Source organism: Streptomyces meridianus (genome assembly GCF_023703325.1).
Classification (GTDB): Bacteria; Actinomycetota; Actinomycetes; order Streptomycetales; family Streptomycetaceae; genus Streptomyces; species Streptomyces meridianus.
The window spans coordinates 111,403-130,432 of the sequence record NZ_JAMQGM010000002.1; the positions used below are offsets into that span (position 1 = coordinate 111,403).

General features: G+C 72.7%; 19 protein-coding genes. 7 read left to right on the top strand and 12 right to left on the bottom strand.

What is annotated here, in order from left to right:
• Window positions 1–10: 10 nt before the first annotated feature.
• The 7 genes from moeZ to M1E25_RS02195 all read right to left on the bottom strand — a co-directional run bounded on the left by moeZ (window position 11) and on the right by M1E25_RS02195 (window position 8,712).
• On the bottom strand, window positions 11–1,189 hold the full coding sequence (gene moeZ, locus M1E25_RS02165; RefSeq protein ID WP_251408561.1) for an adenylyltransferase/sulfurtransferase MoeZ: 1,179 nt from the start codon (window positions 1,187–1,189) through the stop codon (window positions 11–13).
• 63 nt (window positions 1,190–1,252) lie between these two features.
• Window positions 1,253–2,056, bottom strand: a complete 804-nt coding sequence (locus M1E25_RS02170) for a spherulation-specific family 4 protein (RefSeq protein ID WP_251408564.1) — start codon at window positions 2,054–2,056, stop codon at window positions 1,253–1,255.
• Window positions 2,044–3,003, bottom strand: coding sequence for an NAD-dependent epimerase/dehydratase family protein (locus M1E25_RS02175; RefSeq protein WP_251408567.1), 960 nt, complete (start codon window positions 3,001–3,003; stop codon window positions 2,044–2,046). The genes M1E25_RS02170 and M1E25_RS02175 overlap by 13 nt, the downstream gene beginning before the upstream one ends.
• Window positions 3,004–3,103: 100 nt before the next feature.
• Window positions 3,104–4,390 (bottom strand): hypothetical protein, encoded by a 1,287-nt coding sequence (locus M1E25_RS02180; RefSeq protein WP_251408570.1) that lies wholly within the window; start codon window positions 4,388–4,390, stop codon window positions 3,104–3,106.
• The gene (locus M1E25_RS02185) at window positions 4,387–6,222 is read right to left on the bottom strand and encodes a DUF3492 domain-containing protein (RefSeq protein ID WP_251408573.1); all 1,836 of its coding nucleotides are present in this window, start codon (window positions 6,220–6,222) and stop codon (window positions 4,387–4,389) included. The genes M1E25_RS02180 and M1E25_RS02185 overlap by 4 nt, the downstream gene beginning before the upstream one ends.
• Before the next feature lie 208 nt (window positions 6,223–6,430).
• Complete coding sequence (locus M1E25_RS02190; protein WP_251408576.1) at window positions 6,431–7,666, bottom strand: DUF3152 domain-containing protein; 1,236 nt, start codon at window positions 7,664–7,666, stop codon at window positions 6,431–6,433.
• 74 nt (window positions 7,667–7,740) lie between these two features.
• The gene (locus M1E25_RS02195; RefSeq protein WP_251408579.1) at window positions 7,741–8,712 is read right to left on the bottom strand and encodes an alpha/beta fold hydrolase; all 972 of its coding nucleotides are present in this window, start codon (window positions 8,710–8,712) and stop codon (window positions 7,741–7,743) included.
• 278 nt (window positions 8,713–8,990) lie between these two features.
• On the opposite strand from M1E25_RS02195, the gene M1E25_RS02200 reads away from it, so the two are divergent.
• The 4 genes from M1E25_RS02200 (at window position 8,991) to M1E25_RS02215 (ending at window position 10,875) form a co-directional block, all read left to right on the top strand.
• Window positions 8,991–9,212, top strand: a complete 222-nt coding sequence (locus M1E25_RS02200) for an Rv3202a family protein (protein ID WP_251408581.1) — start codon at window positions 8,991–8,993, stop codon at window positions 9,210–9,212.
• Between the two features lie 150 nt (window positions 9,213–9,362).
• Window positions 9,363–10,004, top strand: a complete 642-nt coding sequence (locus M1E25_RS02205; RefSeq protein ID WP_251408584.1) for a TetR/AcrR family transcriptional regulator — start codon at window positions 9,363–9,365, stop codon at window positions 10,002–10,004.
• Between the two features lie 142 nt (window positions 10,005–10,146).
• Window positions 10,147–10,371, top strand: a complete 225-nt coding sequence (locus M1E25_RS02210; RefSeq protein WP_251409041.1) for a DUF3107 domain-containing protein — start codon at window positions 10,147–10,149, stop codon at window positions 10,369–10,371.
• Window positions 10,372–10,608: 237 nt separating this feature from the next.
• Window positions 10,609–10,875, top strand: coding sequence for a hypothetical protein (locus M1E25_RS02215; protein ID WP_308290376.1), 267 nt, complete (start codon window positions 10,609–10,611; stop codon window positions 10,873–10,875).
• A gap of 157 nt (window positions 10,876–11,032) precedes the next feature.
• Here M1E25_RS02215 and M1E25_RS02220 read toward each other — a convergent pair whose 3' ends face one another.
• Window positions 11,033–11,770: a ferritin-like fold-containing protein gene (locus M1E25_RS02220; RefSeq protein WP_251408587.1), complete on the bottom strand. Its 738-nt coding sequence runs from the start codon at window positions 11,768–11,770 to the stop codon at window positions 11,033–11,035.
• Window positions 11,771–12,338: 568 nt separating this feature from the next.
• Here M1E25_RS02220 and M1E25_RS02225 point away from each other — a divergent pair.
• From M1E25_RS02225 to M1E25_RS02235, 3 genes are all read left to right on the top strand, one after another.
• Window positions 12,339–13,883, top strand: a complete 1,545-nt coding sequence (locus M1E25_RS02225; RefSeq protein ID WP_251408589.1) for a DEAD/DEAH box helicase — start codon at window positions 12,339–12,341, stop codon at window positions 13,881–13,883.
• Between the two features lie 125 nt (window positions 13,884–14,008).
• Window positions 14,009–14,914, top strand: coding sequence for an alpha/beta fold hydrolase (locus M1E25_RS02230; protein ID WP_251408592.1), 906 nt, complete (start codon window positions 14,009–14,011; stop codon window positions 14,912–14,914).
• A 268-nt stretch (window positions 14,915–15,182) separates the two neighbouring features.
• Window positions 15,183–15,335, top strand: coding sequence for a DUF8834 family protein (locus tag M1E25_RS02235; protein ID WP_251408595.1), 153 nt, complete (start codon window positions 15,183–15,185; stop codon window positions 15,333–15,335).
• 71 nt (window positions 15,336–15,406) lie between these two features.
• On the opposite strand, the gene M1E25_RS02240 is transcribed toward M1E25_RS02235, so the two are convergent.
• The 4 genes from M1E25_RS02240 to M1E25_RS02255 form a co-directional block, all read right to left on the bottom strand.
• The gene (locus M1E25_RS02240; RefSeq protein WP_251408598.1) at window positions 15,407–16,012 is read right to left on the bottom strand and encodes a MarC family protein; all 606 of its coding nucleotides are present in this window, start codon (window positions 16,010–16,012) and stop codon (window positions 15,407–15,409) included.
• Window positions 16,013–16,125: 113 nt separating this feature from the next.
• A complete protein-coding gene (locus M1E25_RS02245; protein ID WP_251408601.1) occupies window positions 16,126–17,028 on the bottom strand; it encodes a PHP domain-containing protein in 903 nt (300 codons plus the stop codon).
• A gap of 106 nt (window positions 17,029–17,134) precedes the next feature.
• Window positions 17,135–17,785 (bottom strand): DUF6758 family protein, encoded by a 651-nt coding sequence (locus M1E25_RS02250; RefSeq protein WP_251408604.1) that lies wholly within the window; start codon window positions 17,783–17,785, stop codon window positions 17,135–17,137.
• Between the two features lie 205 nt (window positions 17,786–17,990).
• Window positions 17,991–18,578 carry a suppressor of fused domain protein gene (locus M1E25_RS02255; protein ID WP_251408607.1) on the bottom strand — a complete coding sequence of 196 codons (588 nt, stop codon included), beginning with the start codon at window positions 18,576–18,578 and terminating at the stop codon, window positions 17,991–17,993.
• Between the last annotated feature and the right edge of the window lie 452 nt (window positions 18,579–19,030).

Here is a 19,030-nt window from a genome sequence, read left to right on the forward strand (position 1 = left end):
GGAACAGGCGTCAGTAGACGGGCTTCGAGGGCTCGATCTGGTTGACCCAGCCGATCACACCGCCGCCCACGTGGACCGCGTCCGAGAAACCGGCACTCTTCAGTGCGGCAAGGACTTCCGCAGACCGGACACCCGTCTTGCAGTGCAGGACGATCCGGCGGTCCTGCGGGAGGTCCTGGAGCGCGGCACCCATCAGGAAGTCGTTCTTCGGGATCAGCCGCGCGCCCGGGATCGAGACGATCTCGTACTCGTTGGGCTCGCGCACATCGATGATGTCGATGTTCTCGCCGCTGTCGATCCACTCCTTGAGCTGCTTCGGCGTGATGGTCGAGTCCATCGCCGCCGCCTGCGCCTCGTCGGAGACGACGCCGCAGAACGCCTCGTAGTCGATGAGTTCGGTGACCGTGGGGTTCTCGCCGCAGACCGCGCAGTCGGGGTCCTTGCGCACCTTCACCTGGCGGTAGGTCATCTCGAGGGCGTCGTAGATCATCAGCCGGCCCACCAGCGGGTCGCCGATGCCGGCCAGCAGCTTGATGGCCTCGTTGACCTGGATCGACCCGATCGACGCGCACAGCACGCCGAGCACGCCGCCCTCGGCGCAGGACGGAACCATCCCCGGCGGCGGGGGCTCGGGGTACAGGCACCGGTAGCACGGACCGTGCTCGGCCCAGAAGACGGATGCCTGGCCGTCGAAGCGGTAGATCGAGCCCCAGACGTAGGGCTTGCCCAGCAGCACGCACGCGTCGTTGACCAGGTAACGGGTCGCGAAGTTGTCCGTGCCGTCGACGATGAGGTCGTAGTCGGCGAAGATCTCCTTGACGTTCTCCGCCTCGAGCCGCTCCTCGTGGAGCACGACGTTCACGTGGGGGTTGATGCCGAGCACCGAGTCCCGGGCGGACTCGGCCTTGGAACGGCCGATGTCCGACTGGCTGTGGATGATCTGACGCTGCAGGTTCGACTCGTCGACCTCGTCGAATTCCACGATGCCGAGGGTGCCGACACCCGCCGCCGCGAGATACATCAGGGTGGGCGATCCCAGACCGCCGGCGCCGACGCACAGCACCTTGGCGTTCTTGAGCCGCTTCTGCCCCTCCATCCCGACATCGGGAATGATCAGGTGGCGGGAGTACCTGCGGACCTCATCGACGGTGAGCTCGGCAGCCGGCTCGACCAGGGGTGGCAGCGACACGGGGGCTCCGTTGGTGGGTGGGAAGTACGGTTTGCTCTTCCCGTAACACTGCCACGGGCCTCCTCATTCCGAGACACCCGGTCCGATCCGCGAGACGATCTCGTCCCAGTAACCGGGCAGCGTCTCCCAGGCCTCCGCGTGCCCCTGGTGGTCCGACCGGTCCGTGAAGAAGACGGTCCCCGCGCCCTGCCACCGGGCCACGCGCATCGCCTCTTCGAGATGGGCCCGGGGGACGCCGTGCACGAGGTGGCAGAAGCGCTCCGGAGGGTGGGCGGCCGTCCACTCCGTGACCTGCGACCAGCGGTACCGGGCCCACGGGCCCGCGAACGTCACCAGCTGGTCGGCGAGCTGCAGGTACTCCTGGCAGGGATGGACGCCGTGTCCGGCGACGACGAACGCACCCTCCAGGACGGCCCGCAGCGTCGCGGTGAGCCGGCCGACCTCGGACAGACCGGACCGGTCACCCGGACAGCGCGCCAGGTAGAAGCCGTCGACCTTGTACCACTCGAGGAAGCGGTGGGCGTCGGAGACGAGTTCCCCGAACGGCCGTGTCCCGAACCGGAGATCCAGGTGACCGAGGACACGGCCGGACGCCACCGGTCCCGCCTGGCCGCCGAAGTTCTCCCGTGCGACCGCGGCCCGGTTGGTCAGCCGGCCGGCCGCCTCCAGGCAGTGCCCGTCGGGCCGGACGCCCGGGCCCCGGTCGATGTTGAGCACGGCCCAGTCCAGGGAGCCGTCGAGGCGGGTCAGCTCGGCCCACTCGGTGGGCGCGACGAGGGGATGCGCGTATCCCGGGACACCGAGCGAGAGCCCGTTGCGGACGCCGGTCGCCCCGCGCCGCCGCCCGGCGGAGATCAGATGCGACACGCCGCCTCCATCCAGATGTCCGCCAGAGACTCCTCGAGCCCGATGCGCGGTCGCCAGCCCAGGCGGTCGCGTGCCGTCCGCACGTCGGCCTGCTGCCAGCCACCGCATCCGTCCGGGTAGGGCTGGAGAGCGGCTCCGCCCAGGTGTTCCAGCGAGGACGCCGGAGAGGGGAGCCCCGGCCCGCGGTGCCCGAGGTTATCGAGTTCGTGGATCGAGCCGGTGAAGCCCGCCACGCGGCCCAGCACGGTCGCCGCCTCCCGCAGCCGGACGGCGCGCCCCGACGCGATGTTGATCACGCCTTGGGCCGCGGAGAGGGAGGCGGCATGCACGGCGCGTGCCACGTCCCTTACATCGACGAAGTCCCGCTGCACGCCGAGTCCGGTCAGCTTGAGCTCGTTGTCGCCGGACTGCATCGCACGTCGCAGCGCCTCCGCGAGGCGACCGAGCGGCGACCCCGCCGGGGTACCCGGACCGGCGGGCGAGAACACCCGGAGCACCACGGCGTCCAGGTCGGAACCGAGCACGAGCTCGGTGGCGGCGAGCTTGCTCACCCCGTACGGGCCGCCCGGGCGGGGCTGCGCGTCCTCCGCCGTGGACGAACCGGTCTGCGACGGCCCGTACTCGGAGGCGCAGCCGAGCTGCACCAGCCGGGCCCCGCAGCGGCTGCGGCGCAGCGACTCGCAGACGGTTGCGACGGCGACCGTGTTGTGGCGGGTCAGCTCGCGGGCTCCGCCCCGGGTCGCCCCGGCGCAGTTGACGACGACGCCCGGGTGAACGGCGTCCAGGAAGCGGGTGAGCGCTCCCGGGCTGCCGGAGGCGAGGTCGAAGCGCACATCGGCATCGTCGCCGCGGCCGAGGGCGGTGAGCTGGACCGCGGGGTCGGCCAGCAGCCGGTCGGCGACGTGCCGTCCGAGGTACCCGTTGGCGCCGAGCAGGAGGACTCTCATCGCGCGTCCTCCTCGCACCGCTCGCCGGGGCGCGCACGGCGCACGGCTGCGCACCCGGCTCCGGGGGTCTGCGGAGCCGTTGCTCCGAGGTCGTGTGCGGTCATCTCTCTTCGTCTCCTAGGAGGTGGTGCGTCATCGGGGAGTCTCGTGAGGGTTCGGCCCGGGCGGCGGGCCGGGACGTGCTCTGCCCCCAGGCCGCCGGACGGCCGGAGTGGGCGGAGGCGCGGGCCAGCAGGACGGTGGCCAGGACCAGCAGCAGGAGTGCGGCCGGGGCGCAGGCGCCCAGCGGCACCACCGCGGGGCCGTACGCCGCCACGGCTGCCCGGACCGGTGCGGCGAGGGCCTCGCAGCCGGGCAGCCGCGAGACGAGCGCGACGGCCAGGGCCGAGGCCTCGACGGCGACGGCGGCGCCGACGCCGACGAGCACGGCGCGCGGGCGGCCGTGGACTGCGAGCAGCCTGGCGACGAAGAGCAGGATCCCCAGCGCTGCGACCGCCGCAGGGGCGACGGCGTGCCGTCCGTACTCCCCGGGGTCGTCGGGCAGGGCGAGGACCCGCAGCGTCTCGGCGGACAGGAGCAGGATTCCCAGTGCCAGCGCGAACAGGGTGACGGCCGCCGGTACGAGCGGACGGCTGCCGGACGCGAACTCGTCCAGATGCCGGCTGGCGGCCAGGCCCCGGTGGGCGCGGACCGCGAACCAGCGGGCGCACCAGGCGGCGGGAGCGACGGCGAAGACGAGGGCCGCGGTGAGCACGGCGGACGATGCGCTCACCGATGCCTCCGCGGTTCCGAGTCCTCGGGCCAGCAGGCCGTCCCCGAGCAGGGCGTAACCCAGCAGCCAGCAGACGGCGGGGGCGGCGGACCGTGCTCCCCGGCGTACCCGGAGGGGGCCTCGCCGCAGGCAGGGGCGCAGGGCCAGGGCGACCAGGACGAGTCCGGCAGCGGCCGCCGCGAAGCGGACCGCCGGGTCGGCCTCGTCCAGCAGGAGAAGAGCGGCGGCGGGCGTCGTCGCGAGCACACCCGGCAGCAGGTACACAGCGGCGCGGAGCAGGCCGCGGGCGCCGGGGCGGTCACGCTCCGCGCGGGCCGCTGCCGGTACGGATGGCGCCACCGGGGCCTGGGCGGCGCGCGGGACGCGCGCGTAGAGCTCTTCCGCGAGGGAGAACACGTCACGGTGGCGGAAGCGGGCGGCTGTCCGGTCGGTGACGCCGTGCGCCTCCAGTCCGGCGGCGATCTCCAGTGGGTCGACGGCACGTTCGCACAGTGCCCGGTGACGCTGCATCAGGGCGCGCACCGGGTCGACGGAGCCACGCCGCACCGGGCCGGAGCGGGCCGGGGTCGCGCCTCCCTCGGCGCATTCGCCGGGGGGTGTCGGATGGGTGCTCATGCCCGGCCCTCCCCGCCCCGAAGGACCCGGGCGGCCTTCGGACCGACGGGGTCCGGGGCTGTTCCGGCCCGGTGCGGGACCCCGCCGCGGACCGGGGAGGCCGCGATGGGAACCGTCCGGGTGCGTGCCGCGGGTACGGCGACAGGCGCTGCCGCGGCCGCCCAGCTGCCCGGCACCGAACTCTCCGCGGTCCGCCCGAAGAGCAGCGGCCCGCCGTCCGGTCCGGCCTCTTCGCGTTCGACCGGGCAGTGCGAGACCAGCTCGAGGTAGAGGCCGCGGTAGGAGGAGACGTTCTGTTCCACCGTGAAGAGTTCGAGGGCCCTGGCCCGCGCCGCCGCGCCCAGCCGGGCCCGGCGTCCGGAGTCGCGCAGCAGCGCCAGGCATGCGTCGGCGAGAGCTCGTGGATTGCGCGGGGGCACCACGAGGCCGGTGCCGCCGATGACTTCGCACACCGCGCCCACATCCGTCGACACCGTGGCCCGGGCGGCGAACATGGACTCGACCAGGCCGATCGGGAAGCCTTCGACGACGCTGGAGAGCACGGCGACGCCCCCAGCGGTGTACGCATCGGCGAGCCGCGGAATCTCGAGTCCGCCGACCGGCTCGAAGGCCACCGGATTGTCGCCGACCGCGAGGGCGCTGGCGGCCTCGTCCGGGAAGAGCTGGGCGGCCAAGGCGCGGCAGTGTGCCGTGTAGACGGTGGATTCGGGGTGCCCGGCGGACGCGCCGCCGCGAGGTCCGGTCTCGGCGATCAGCAGCCGCGCCCCGGGCATCTCCCGGCGCACCCGGGCGAAGGCGTGCAGCAGGGCCACAAGGTCCTTCGAGGGTTCCACGTGTCCGACCCAGACCAGGGTCCGGCCGCTGTCCGACGTGTCCGCGGCGTCGTCGGCCTCCGGTTCCGCGACGGCGGTGAGCCCGTGGTCCTCCCAGCCGGGGTAGACGGTCTGCATCCGGGCCGGATCGGCTCCGCAGCGCTGCTGCCAGCGGCGCACGTGGGTGTTGCCCGCGGTCACCACGGCGGCCCGGTCGTAGACCTCGGCGGCCGTCCGGCCCCGGAACGAGGCCAGCAGCGCCCGGGCCGGTGCGCCGAGCGGCGCCCTGGACCGGTCCAGGTAGTGCTCGCGCAGCCCCGAACCGTGCTCGGTGACGAGCAGCGGCACGCCGTGGAAGCGCTTGGCCAGCAGGCCGGGCAGGGCCGCGGCGCCACTGGACGTCGCGTGGCACAGGTCCAGGCTGCCCAGTCCCTTCTCGTCGTCGGCGTGCCAGTCCAGGGAGAGCGGCCGCAGCCGGCGCTCGAGCTCTTCAGCGACGGCGAGCAGGTCGGCCGGCTGGGCGGCGTTGACGGCCGGCAGCGCGCGCGGGGTGCGGCATGCGCGCTCGAGGATCCGTGCCGCCGCCTCCGAGCGGAGCGCTCCGGGCAGCCCTGGGTGCTCCCGGGCCAACTCGGCGAGCCCGTACAGCGCCTCGGCGAAGCCGGGATCGGCGGCCGGCCCGGGCCCGCTCGGCCCGGACCCGGCCGGTTGCCGCTGCCCGGGGGCGCAGACGGCGCTCACCAACTGCCCGAAGTGCTCGGCGAAACGGCGCCGCCACCGCCTCCCGGCGCTGCCGCCGAGCGGAGCCGCCAGGGCAGCCGGGCCCAGCAGCGGTGCGGTGCGCACCCGGCGCACCTGCCGGGGGACCGGAGGATCGCCGACCGGTGCCGGGCGGCCACGGGTCAGCGCGAAGATGTCGAAGTCGTGTTCGGGGAGCCCGCGCACGAGCCGGTCGCACCACCGCCCGGATTCACCTGTCGCGTACGGATAACCACTCTCCGTAAGAAGTCCGATGCGCACGAGTGCACCCCCGATCTTCGCGTGAAAAGAGCCCTGACGGCCGACGGGACGACGCTATGCGCCGGAGGACGGCGGGGCGGACGGTTGTCCGTCACGCCACCGGAAGGGGTGAACGACCGTGACTTTCCGGGCCCGGCGGCGTTCTGCGCCCCGGAGAGCCCGGCCCGCGGCTCACCGTGCGGCGTGCCGGACCGGGCCGAGCAGACCGTCAGTTCCCGGGATACGGCCAGGCGTTGGGCTTGCAGGTGACGCCGTTGGTCGTGAGGTATTTCGTCTGCTGCATCATCACCGGGGCGAGTGCACCCTCTCGGGGGCACGCACGGTGATTGAGCCCCAGCCGGTGCCCGACCTCGTGATTGATCAGCATCTGCCGGTAAGCGGTCATCATCGCGCCGAAGGTTCTGGCCCCCCGGGCCCACCGGTACGCGTTGATCATGACGCGCTCGGTCGACGCCGAGTCGCAGGAGACGTTGTCCACCGTGGTGTCCAGCCCCGATCTGGAACACCACTTCGCGGTGGTGCCCGGGCTGGCCAGAGTGATCACGAAGTCCGCATCGCCGGACGAGACCCGCTCGAAGGTGCGGACGCCGCCGTGACCCCAGCTCCGGTCGTCGTTGAGGGTTTTGTGCACCGCCTCGGCGAACAGATCGCCGTCCAGCTGCATGCCGTCCTCGATGTCGACCCGGTACCGGACCACGGACCCCTTGCCCGGGGCCGGGTCGCGCCCGCCGATCGCCCGGAACGTTCCCGGCCCGTTGAAGTCGGGGTCGAACGGGTACTTCGCGTCCATCTTCTCGTCGTACGTCACGGGACCGGGCGACGCCTCACGGCCGGCCGGCCGGTCGTCCGAACGCGAGGTCGTGCGGCCGTTCTTGCCCATGACCTCGCTCGCCGACGGCAGATCGCGGTTGGCGCTGCGCGGGTCGGCGACCTGGCCCGCCACCACCACCGCGAGCACCGTGGTCACGGCGGCAGCGGCGACCCCGGTGAAGCCGCGGCCGATCCCCGCCCGGCGCCGGTCACCCGACTCGGGCTCTCCGTCCCCGGTTCCGTCCTCGTCCGCGCCCGCCGCATCCGGGCCGGGGTCGTACGCGTCGCGGTCGTACGCATCGGCGTTCCCGTCGGGCCGTCCGACCTCCGCGGCCTCGCGGACGGCGATGGGCATCGTCCCGTAGACGTCGTCGTCGAAGGCGTCGACGAACTCCTGACGCGGTTCCGATATGCGCCGGCGCCCTCCCGGCGCCCGCGGCGCCGGTGGCGGGACACCGGGGCCGGGTGCCCCCCAGCCCCCGCCGGGCTCGAGCTGCTCCGGGTGGCCGCCGCGGACGGACGAGGACGGCTCGACGCCGCCGGGGCCGCGGTGCATCCCCGCACGGGGTTCGGCGCCGCCCTCGGCACGCCGGGGCGCCGGCTCCGCCGGCGCCTGCCCTGCGTACTCCTCCATGCCGCCGGGCCCGGCCGGCAGGCCGCCCGTTTCCTCGGGTCGGCTTCGACGGCTATGACGTCCCACGCCTCGAGTCAGCTCCCGCCCGCATCGGTACTCGTCTCGTCCAACAGCTCGCGGAAGGCCCGCGCCACCATCTCCGGGTATTCCATCATCGCCACGTGCCCTGCCCGGGGCAGGGTCAGCAGGCGCGAGTCCCCGAAGGCGGCGGCCGCCCGCCGGGCCATCCGGAAGGACACCAGCCGGTCCCGGCCTCCGTAGACCAGGAGGGTCGGGGCCTTGACCCGCGACGCCTGCCGCCACAGGGAATGACGGCCCCCCAAGGTATAGGCATCCACCACGCCGCGCGTCGAGCGCGTCATCACGTCCCAGAAATACGGCAGGGTCAGCCGCCGCTCGTACTCCTCCACCGCGGCCGCGAAGCCGTCGGGATTCACCCGTGCGGGGTCGCCGTAACAGAGCGCGAGTACCTCGCGCGTGCGACGCTCCGCCGTCCATTCGCGGGTGAGCCGGGCGAACGTCGCGGCAGCTCCGGGCACGGCGAGCAGCGCGGTGGGCAACGCGCTCAGCTGCGGCGGGATCTCCGGGAGGGCGGGCGAGACGAGCGTGAGGGTGCGTACGAGGTCCGGCCGCACGGCCGCGACCCGGGTGGCCACCGCGCCGCCCAGCGAGTTGCCGAGCAGGTGCACCGGGCCGCGCCCGGAGGAGTCGAGGTAGCGGACGACCGCCCGCGCGTGCCCGGACAGCGAGTAGTCGGAGTCGTCGGGCGGCGACGAGTGGCCGAACCCCGGAAGATCGAGCGCGTGCCCTTCCACACGGTCCGTCAACTCACGCATCAGCGCGGACCAGTTGAGCGAGGAGCCACCGAGCCCGTGCACGTAGAGCGCCGGCGGAAGGCCCGGGGACGCCTCGGTGCGGGAGCGCACGGCAAGCGTCAGCCCGGGAAGGGACACCGTGTGGAGGCCCTCGCCGACGGGCAGACCGACCCCCTCGACCGGTTGGGCCCCTGCGACGGAACGGGTTTCCGGCGGCTCGGTCGAAGACATGCCGCAATGTTACGAGAGGATCACACCCGTCCCGGCTGTGTGCACGGTCACATCGACCGGGTGTCCTTTCCCGCGGCGCGTCCGTGACTGCCGCCGCTCGTACGGGCAGGTGGGGACGTCCGCGGGCTCCGGGCGACGCCGGCACCCGGGGGAGATCTGCCGGAGACGTCCGGATTCCGGTCACGGACGGCGCCGTCAGCCGTGCGGCGACCCGGCGGGACGTGGCGGACAGGGCCTACGCTCGGGTGCAGGGCGCCCGCCCCGGAAAGGGGAGTCACATGCCTGTCGATCCCACGGACCCGGCCACTTTCGCGGACGACGTTCCGCAGGAGGTCGGCGTCGACCTGGAAGCACCCGAAGCCGACGCGGCCGAACAGATGACCGACCTGCTGCCGCAGGAGGACCAGCCGCTGTCGGACCGGGACCTCGAGGATGCGAACCCGGCGGATGCCATCGAGCAGGCCCGGGTGGTCGGCGAGGACGAGGACGATTACCGGTGATCCGGGCCGTTTGTCGCACCCGAACAGTGTTCGGTCGGTGATTTTCTCCGTCCACACCGCGCACACCACGGTTACCGAAAAGTACGATGGCGGAGCGGCGCCGGGCCCCGCCCGGCCTCCGATCGCACACCGAACAACCAGGGAGGCGGCGTGACAGCCATCGAGCAGACCGAGGCTCGCCCGCGGGGCACGCGCCTGCCGCGTCATGCCCGACGGAACCAACTGCTGGGCGCCGCCCAGGAGGTCTTCGTCGCGCAGGGTTACCACGCAGCGGCGATGGACGACATCGCGGAGCGTGCCGGAGTCAGCAAACCGGTGCTCTACCAGCACTTCCCCGGCAAGCTCGAGCTCTATCTGGCCCTGCTCGACCAGCACTGCGAGTCCCTGCTCCAGGCGGTGCGCTCGGCACTGGCCTCGACGACGGACAACAAGCTGCGCGTGGCGGCGACGATGGAGGCGTACTTCACCTACGTCGAGGACGAGGGCGGCGCGTTCCGTCTGGTCTTCGAGTCCGACCTCACCAACGAGCCCGCCGTCCGCGAGCGGGTCGACCGGGTCGGGCTGGACTGCGCGAAGGCGGTCAGCGAGGTGATCGCCGAGGACGCCGACCTGCCCGCCGACGAGGCCATGCTGCTCGCAGTCGGCCTCTGCGGCATGGCCCAGATCACCGCCCGCTACTGGCTGGGCTCCGGCCAGAAACTGCCGCGGGAGTCGGCGGCGAAGCTGGTCTCGTCGCTGTCGTGGCGGGGCATCGCCGGCTTCCCCATGCACCCGTCGGCCGGCAAGGGCTGAGGGTCGCTGTTCGCTGCGGGCATGCGTCCGCAGCCGCCTGCGGATCCCGCGCCGGGCTAGTGTGTCCTGTCGTACTGCGCGGGGACCGCGCATCTCCCCGGGGCTTCGCCGCGGGGACCCGAACATGGAAAGGGACGAAGTCGTGGAGGTCAAGATCGGCGTGCAGCACACGCCCCGCGAGATCACCCTGGAGAGCGGGCAGTCCGCGGACGAGGTCGAGCGCGCGGTGACCGCCGCACTCGACGGCAAGGCCCGGATCCTCAGCCTGGAGGACGAGCACGGCCGCAAGGTCATCGTCCCGGCCGACCGGCTGGCCTACGTCGAGATCGGCGAACCGACCGCCCGCAAGGTGGGCTTCGGCGCATAGGGGCACACGGCACGCACGCGGGCAGCGGCGGCCCGGAAGTCACGGCTTCCGGGCCGCCGCTGCCGTTCTCCGCTTCCCCGGCCGAGGGCGCCGCGGTCCGCTCCGGCAGGACGTGACCGGTGGCGGGACGTGCCGGATCCGCAGAGGATTGTGCCGGGCGCCACAGGGGTAGTACCGGACGGACCGATGTGCACCGACCTGTCGCCTTCGGCCGCGGGCAACACGAGAGGGAGCAGCGTGGTGATCTGGCAAACGCTCGGCTCGGCACTGATCGGGATCGCCCTCTCGTACGCCGGGCTCCGGTGGGCGCCCGAGCGGCTGCCGTCGCGGCTCCTCGTGCTCGGCACCGGTCTCGTCGCCGCCCTGTCCGGGGGCTTGCTCACCCACGGGATGATGGGCCCGGGGCACGGTCCGGCCGCTCTCGCCGGGTCACTTGCCCTGGGCGTCGCCCTGCTGTCCCTGCTGATCCGCCCGGCCGCGCGCACCCGCTCCGCCACGATCTGACTCCGGTCCGGGCGGACCGCACTCCCCGCCACGGCAAAGGGCGCGACCCGGAGCGACCGGGACACCGTTCCTCCCGACCTCCGGTCCGCAATCGTGCCCGCCGGCGCCCGTGCCGCAGACGGGCGCCACGCATCGGCGCCGCCGGCCGGCGCCCTGCTCAGGCGGCGAGCCCGAGCGCCGCCATCCGCTTGGTGTGGGCCTCGGTGATCCGCGAGAACATCCGGCCGACCTCGGCCAGGTCGAAGCCGTCGGCCACGCCGCCGACGAGCATCGTGGAGAGGGCATCGCGCTCGGCGACCACCCGCTGCGCCTGGCTGAGCGCCTCCCCCATCAGGCGGCGTGCCCACAGCGCCAGCCGGCCGCCCACCCGCGGGTCGGCCTCGATGGCCGCACGGACCTTCTCGACCGCGAACTCGGCGTGGCCGGTGTCGTCCAGCACCCGCAGCACCAGGCTCCGGGTGTCCGAGTCGAGCCGGACCGCCACCTCCCGGTAGAAGTCGCTGGCGATCGAGTCGCCGACGTACGCCTTGACCAGGCCCTCCAGCCAGTCCGACGGGGCGGTCTGGCGGTGGAACTCGTCGAGCGCGGACGCGAACGGTTCCATCGCCTCGGTCGGCGGGACGTCGATGGCGGAAAGCCGGTCGCGCAGCTGCTCGAAGTGGTGGAACTCGGCGGAAGCCATCTTCGCCAGCTCGGCCTTGTCCTCGAGCGCGGGCGCCAGCTTTGCGTCCTCGGCCAGCCGCTCGAAGGCCGCGAGCTCGCCGTAGGCGAGCGCCCCGATCAGATCCACGACGGCAGCCCGGTAGTCCGGGTCGGCGGACGCCGTGTGCCAGTCCTGGGCGGCGAATCCGGTGTGCTCTTCGGCGGCGGCGGGGGTCTCGTCAGGCTTCTCCATGCAGCGCACAATAGCCCGCCCCGGGCAGGCGGTTCCGCTCCCCCGTGCTCGGGGATCCGTGCCGCTCGGCCGGCCGCCCGGCCCGGACCGGGAAGATCACCTCGACACATATGCGCAATTCCGGGGTACAGTGATATGGCTGCCCGCTGGACAACGGCGGGTGATCGCATGCTGGTCCCGGACTCCTCGGCGTCGATGCGGACGCCACTGCACGTCCGTGGCACCAGCGGATGCCCGGTCGGTGGCCCGATCGGCTCCAACCCGACCGCCCTCCGCGCGGAGCGTACGAAATGTACGGAACGCCACAGGAGGGGACGCTCGCGGCGCGAGCGGACGAGCGAGAGCTAGTGGTCCTGCGCCTCCCGGCCGAACATGGCCGGTCGCAAGCCGGCGCGGTACGACCCTCACTCGCTCGGTCGCCTTCGAGAGGAGGGGTTCAGGCCCTCACGCGCCGCGTCTCACAGAAGAGGCAAGCATCCTGACTACGTTCAGAGATCTCGGGATCCTCCCCGAGACAGCCGAGGCTCTCGAGGCCGTCGGCATCACGTCCCCGTTCCCCATCCAGGAGATGACGCTCCCGGTCGCACTGTCCGGCAGTGACGTCATCGGCCAGGCCAAGACCGGCACCGGCAAGACCCTCGGATTCGGTCTGCCGCTCCTCGAGCGTGTCGTCGTCCCCGCGGACGTCGAGGCAGGCCGGGCCCGTCCCGAGCAGCTGACCGACGCCCCCCAGGCACTGGTCGTGGTCCCTACCCGCGAGCTGTGCCAGCAGGTCACCAACGACCTGCTGACCGCCGGCAAGGTGCGCAACGTCCGGGTGACCGCGATCTACGGCGGCCGCGCGTACGAGCCCCAGGTCGAGGCGCTGAAGAAGGGCGTCGACGTCATCGTCGGCACCCCGGGCCGGCTGCTCGACCTGGCGGGTCAGAAGAAGCTGAGCCTGTCCTCGGTCAGGGCCCTGGTCCTGGACGAGGCCGACGAGATGCTCGACCTCGGCTTCCTGCCCGACGTCGAGAAGATCATCCAGCTGCTGCCGGCCAAGCGTCAGACCATGCTCTTCTCGGCGACCATGCCCGGCGCGGTCATCTCGCTCGCGCGGCGCTACATGTCGCAGCCCACGCACATCCGCGCCACCGCGCCGGACGACGAGGGCCAGACCGTCGCCAACACCACCCAGCACGTCTTCCGCGCGCACTCCATGGACAAGCCGGAGCTCGTCTCCCGCATCCTCCAGGCCAAGGGCCGCGGGCTCGCGATGATCTTCTGCCGTACCAAGCGGACCGCCGCGGACATCGCCGATCAGCTCGCGCGTCGTGGCTTCGCCTCCGGCGCGGTGCACGGCGACCTCGGCCAGGGCGCCCGCGAGCAGGCGCTGCGCGCCTTCCGCAACGGCAAGGTGGACGTCCTCGTGTGCACAGACGTCGCCGCTCGCGGCATCGACGTCGACGGCGTGACCCACGTGGTCAACTACCAGTCCCCCGAGGACGAGAAGACCTACCTGCACCGCATCGGCCGCACCGGCCGCGCGGGCCGGTCGGGCACGGCCGTCACGCTGGTCGACTGGGACGACATCCCGCGCTGGAAGCTCATCAACAAGGCGCTGGACCTGCCGTTCGACGAGCCGGAGGAGACGTACTCCACGTCGGCGCACCTGTACGCGCTGCTCGAGATCCCCGAGGGCACGAAGGGCATACTGCCGCGCGCCGAACGGACCCGTGCCGGTCTCGGCGCGGAGGAGATCGAGGACCTCGGCGAGACCGGGGGCCGGGGACGCCGCACCGGCCGCAGTGCAGCCGCTACGGCAGAGGCCCCCGCCCGGACACGCACGCCGCGCCAGCGGCGCCGCACCCGCCGGGGAGCCCCGGTGGAGGGCGAAGCCCAGCAGCAGGAGCCGGCGCACACCGATACCCCGGCCGGGAATGACGAGAGCGCTGCCCGTACGCCGCGCCGGCGCCGCCGCACCCGCGGCGGAGTCAAGCCCGCGGCGGAGCAGGGCGGCAATGCGCCGGTCCAGCCGGCAACCGCGGCCGAGGCGACCGAGCAGAAGCCGGCCCGCCGGCGCCGCCGCACCCGCAGTTCGGCGACGGCGGAGACCGGCTCCGCCGAGAGCTGAGGCGTTTTCCGTCCGCGGCAAGGGTCCCGGACACCGGCGGTCGCCGGCGTCCGGGACCCTTGCCGCGCCACGACACAGACGGAGGCGGCCGCGGCGGACGGGAAACGGGGCGCTAGCCTCGCCTCATGAGCAGGCCGCCGATCCTCACCCTCCCGGGCTGTGCCCGGGCGTACCGCCTCGAGACCACCCGCGGCACCTTCGCCGTGCACGAGTCGGTTCCGTCCGCCGGGTCGCCCCGGCGTGGAACGGCCCTGCTCGTGCCGGGCTTCACCGGCAGCAAGGAGGACTTCATCGCACTCCTGCAGCCGTTGACCGGTGCCGGGTACCGGGTGGTCGCGGTGGACGGCCGGGGGCAGCACGAGACGCCGGGGCCGTGGGACGAGTCCGCGTACGCGCAGTCCGAACTGGCGCTGGACGTCCATGCGCAGGTTGCGGCGCTCGACGACGGGCCGGTCCACCTGCTGGGCCACTCGCTCGGCGGACTGATCTCACGGGCAGCCGTCCTGCTCGACGCGGCGCCCTTCCGGTCGTTCACCGTCATGAGTTCGGGCCCTGCGGCCATCAGCGAGTCGGAGCAGGGCCGCCTCGCGCTGCTGATCGAGGCCCTGTCCGGCATCCCCGCGAGCGAGGGCCGGGAGTCGGGCATGGAGGCCGTCTGGCAGGCAATGCAGGCGATCGACCCGCCGGAGGACCTCGCCGAGGAGCGCGATGCGCAGGCAGCCGAGGAGACCCGCGTGGTGACGGAGTTCCTGCACCGCCGGTGGCTGGGCAACGTCCCGGAACAGCTGATCGCGACCGGGCGGCAACTGATGAGCGAGCCGGACCGGGTGGCGGAGCTGGCCGGTACGGGGATGCCGGTGCACGTGATCTCGGGCGAGCGGGACTACGCCTGGCCGGTACCGCTGCTGGACGCCATGGCCGCCGGGCTGGGGGCGCGGCGGACCCGGATCAAGCGGGCGGAGCACTCACCCAACGCCGAGCAGCCGGAGGCCACGGCCCGGGCCCTCCTGGAGTTCTGGAACACGGTCTGACCGGACACGGCCCGCGCTCGGGCCGCCCCCACGGAACGAACTGACGGCACCACGCACCCACCCAATGCTTAGCTAATGAAAAAATTTCGTTAGCGTAGGGAATGTTTGCGGTGGGCCCTGCGTTGGACAGAAGTAACCGTGTTGCGGCAGCAAGTCCCGCAATCCACTCTTAACGGACGGGCAACCGTCGTGAACCACCGCGGGACGAGTATCGAAACCCCCGCATCAGAAGTTCTCCTCAGGAGGATCACCGACGAAGGGAGAAGCCGTGCGCTTCGAGATCATGCGCCTGGACGACATCGACGGCACCGCCGTGGACAGCACCGTCGTGGACGCCGCCTCCGTCAACCGGATCGTGCAGCAGGCCGCCGCGATCGGCCAGCGCATCTACATCCGCCCGGCAGAAACCGCAGCCCGCTGACCGACGCACGCGAAGGGCGCCCCCGCTGTTGCGGGGGCGCCCTTCGCGTTTCCCGGAGTCCCGGCCCGCGATCACGCCCCCTGGATGAACCGCGTGACACCGTTGGCGATCTGCTGCACGGCGATGGCGGAGAGCATCATCCCGGCGAGCCGGGTCACGAGCACCACCCCGCCGTCCTTGATCACACGGATGATCAGCAGCGAGTAGCGCATGGCCAGCCACAGCACCGCATGCAGAGCGACGATAGCCGCCCACACCGAGAGCTGACCGCCCCAGCCGTCGGCGCCCTGGACCGCAAGAATCACCGACACGATCGCACCCGGCCCCGCGAGCAGCGGCATGCCCAGCGGCACCAGGGCGACGTTGACGTCCTTGGTCTGGGTCGGCTCGTCGCTCTTGCCCGTGAGCAGGTCGAGCGCGATGAGAAGCAGCAGAAGCCCGCCCGCGACCATCAGGGCCGGGACGGAGACGTGCAGGTAGTCCAGGATCTGCTGCCCGCAGAGACCGAAGACCGCGATGACCGCGAACGCGACGGCGGTCGCCTGCCAGGCCATCCGGCGCTGGGTCTTGACCGGACGGCCCGAGGTCAGTGCCAGGAAGATGGGAGTGATCCCGGGCGGGTCCATGATCACGAAAAGAGTGACAAAGACGGATCCGAACAGAGCGAAGTCGAACACGATGATGGCCTTGCGCGAGGTGTGGGAGGAAAAGGGGACAGGAAAGGGGCGGCACGGGACTGCAGCCCGGCGACGACGCCAGGGCCTTGCGGGGGTTCCGAGCGCTGTCCGGATCAGCCGCCGGTACCGGGGACGGGGAACGCCCCGGTGGCCCGCCGGACGATCTCGCCGTAGACCTCGGGGTCGGTCGTCGAGTCACCGAGCCGGCAGGACTTCCGGCTGCCGTGGTAGTCGCTGGAGCCGGTGGTGAGCAGCCCCAGTTCCGTGGCCATCCCACGCAGCCGCGCCCGGGTCGCCCGGTCGTGGTCCATGTGATCGACCTCGACGCCGTCGAGCCCGGCGTCGGCCAGATCGCCGATGGCGCCGTCCGGGATGCACGCACCGCGCACGGCGGCCAGCGGATGGGCGAGGACGCTGACCCCACCCGCCGCCTTGACCAGACAGACCGCCGCGAAGGGATCGAGTTCGTGCTTGGGGACGTCGGCACGGCCGCCGGTGCCGATCCACTCGCCGGTGAAGGCATCGGACACGGTGGCGACGACGCCGACCTCGACGAGGGCGGCGGCAATGTGCGGTCGCCCGACCGAGCGGCCGCCTCCGGTGGAGCCCGCCGCCTCACCGGCGGCCGGCTCCGGGGCCAGACCGGCGATCCGGGCCACCTGCTCCCAGGTGACCGGCGCCCCGAGGTCCTGCAGCTTTGCCACCATGGCCTGGGCACGGGGGATGCGGCCGTCGCGCAGGAGTTCGCGCTCGTACGCGAGCGCGGGCTCATCGGGGTCGAAGAGGTAGGCCAGCATGTGCAGACTGACACCGCCGAGGCGGCACGAGAGCTCGGCGCCCGGGACGAGGGTGAGCCCCGCCGGGAGCGCCGCCCGCGCCTCGTCGAGCCCGGCCACGGTGTCGTGGTCCGTCAGCGCGACCACGTCCAGACCGGCGGCCGCGGCGCCGGCCACCAGCTCGGCCGGGGTGTCGGTGCCGTCCGAGGCCGTGGAGTGGGTGTGCAGGTCGATGCGCACGACACGACTCCAAGGGCGGACAGCAGACGGGGGACGGCTCAGTCTATCGGGGAGCCGTCACGCGCAGTGCGGCGGGTGACGGCCCCGCCCGTGCCGCCGTCGCGCCTCAGTCGTCGGGACCGGACAGAATGCGCGGCGACAGCGCTCCGCAGGGCAGGAGGTCGAGCTCGGCTCCGGCCTCACGCAGATCTGTCAGGACCAGCTCGTCGTACAGCAGCATCCCCGACTGTTCGGGCCAGACGACGGCCCACAACCACAGGCCGCGGGCCTCTCCGGCGAAAACGGCCCGATCGGACGGGGTGCCCTCGACGAGCCACAGCGGCGTGGGACGGCCGGCGGCGAGCACCTTGGTGTGCGGTGGCTTGCCGACGTTCATCCGGGACCCCGGGTCGGGCCCCGGGATTCCCGCGTACCGGGCTCCCAGGCCCACGCCGAGCTCCTCGGCGACGAGGACCAACTCGCCCATCCCGCCGAGCGGGCCGGGACCGGAACAGGCGACGGCGGTGGCACGTCCGCCGTTGCGGTCGTCCCCCGCGGAGGCGATCCCGGTGAACAGCCAGCCGACCGGAAGTGGCCAGGGCATCCAGACCGGCACCTTGGCGCGCTTGGCGACGACCCCGACGGCTTCCACACTCGGCGGTACGACCGGCTGGAGAGGGTGCACGGGTCCGTGTACCGAGCACTGCCAGAAATCGGAGAAGAGGCCGGGCGCCCTGACGCGGCCACCGCACTTCGGGCAACTGGGTTCGCCCCTCATAGGCCCCAACGGTCCTCCCCGCCGGTCGCCGCGTCAAGGACGATCACCCGTCCGGGTCCCCTTCGCGCCCTTACCCATCGGTCAGCAGCGGCTTCCGGCCACGAGTTGCCGTTGCCCGTACGACTCATGGCGTGCCGCGCGGCATATCCGTCCGGTGCGCCCCCCCCACGGGCTCTCCTGCGCACTGCGGCCGGTCCGGCCCGGATCAGTCCTGGAGTTCCACGGATCCCCGCAGCGGATCGCGCAAGTCCGTCCCGTGCCTCAGCCAGCGCGACTCGAGCTCGGCCGCGCCGTGCACTCGCTTCCAGGCCGCCTCGTTCGCCGTCATCGGCAGGAGCGGCAGGAACCGCACGGGGTCCATCGGCTCATCCAGTTCGAGATCCTCGACGAGGCCGCCGGCCTGCCCCACCAGCACGGACGAGAACGCCGCCCCCGGCCACAGCGGCTCACCGACGTCCAGCGAGGCCCCGGGAGCCACGACGACTCCCTCCACCTGCGGGGACGCGGCCAGCACGGCGAGCGGACGGAGGACCTTGTCGGTCTCCGCGACACCGGCCCGGACGGACAGCACCAGTTCGCTGCGCGGGCCGCTCACCGGATCGGCCAGCGCGGCGGTCGGATCGGTCATCGGCTGGGCGGACATGCCGAGCGTGACATAGCGCACCGTGCCGCCGTCGTGGAAGCGCAGCACCTCGATGCGGTCCGTGCCCAGGAAGGTCACGGCGGCGCGCGCGTCGGGCGTGCCGAGCGCGGTGAGCAGCCGGGTTTCCACCAGCTGGAGAACGTCTGACATGTCGTGAGCATAGAACGCGCACGCATTGGGTATGACGTTCGGTCGGCCTCCGCCGGCTGCTAGTCTTGGGCGCTGGCCCTTCGGTGTTCTGCACCGGCAACGGGCCGATCGGTCTCGCGGTGGACACCGCGACCGCGTACTCCCCCAACGGGGACCGGCCGGAGGAGGTGGGGCTGCGATGGATCCCAGTCGACCGTGCAGTACTGACAGCTCTTCCGCGCCGGACCCGTCCTTCGCCCTCGCGTCGTCCGCGATCTGAAGCCCGTACGTCCACCGCTCCGGTGGAACCACGGAGACGACCGGCTGCCCGGACATCCGGGAACGCGCCGCCGCCGATACGGCCCCGCGGCACTGTGCGGAAGAGCGACCTCGACTTCGTTCCGTTCCGTGTTCAGCGATCGCCGTCACCTCGGCCCCGCCGCATCGCGCGCTGTGCGGACGTGCCCGCCGCA

Bases quoted from the DNA above. Each gene is read 5' to 3' on its own strand.
- M1E25_RS02190 (WP_251408576.1), bottom strand. From the start codon at position 7,666: ATGGAGGAGTACGCAGGGCAGGCGCCGGCGGAGCCGGCGCCCCGGCGT.
- M1E25_RS02220 (WP_251408587.1), bottom strand. From the start codon at position 11,770: ATGGAGAAGCCTGACGAGACCCCCGCCGCCGCCGAAGAGCACACCGGA.
- M1E25_RS02255 (WP_251408607.1), bottom strand. From the start codon at position 18,578: ATGTCAGACGTTCTCCAGCTGGTGGAAACCCGGCTGCTCACCGCGCTC.
- M1E25_RS02250 (WP_251408604.1), bottom strand. From the start codon at position 17,785: ATGAGGGGCGAACCCAGTTGCCCGAAGTGCGGTGGCCGCGTCAGGGCG.
- M1E25_RS02195 (WP_251408579.1), bottom strand. From the start codon at position 8,712: ATGTCTTCGACCGAGCCGCCGGAAACCCGTTCCGTCGCAGGGGCCCAA.
- M1E25_RS02200 (WP_251408581.1), top strand. From the start codon at position 8,991: ATGCCTGTCGATCCCACGGACCCGGCCACTTTCGCGGACGACGTTCCG.
- M1E25_RS02175 (WP_251408567.1), bottom strand. From the start codon at position 3,003: ATGAGAGTCCTCCTGCTCGGCGCCAACGGGTACCTCGGACGGCACGTC.
- M1E25_RS02225 (WP_251408589.1), top strand. From the start codon at position 12,339: ATGACGCTCCCGGTCGCACTGTCCGGCAGTGACGTCATCGGCCAGGCC.
- M1E25_RS02230 (WP_251408592.1), top strand. From the start codon at position 14,009: ATGAGCAGGCCGCCGATCCTCACCCTCCCGGGCTGTGCCCGGGCGTAC.
- M1E25_RS02180 (WP_251408570.1), bottom strand. From the start codon at position 4,390: ATGAGCACCCATCCGACACCCCCCGGCGAATGCGCCGAGGGAGGCGCG.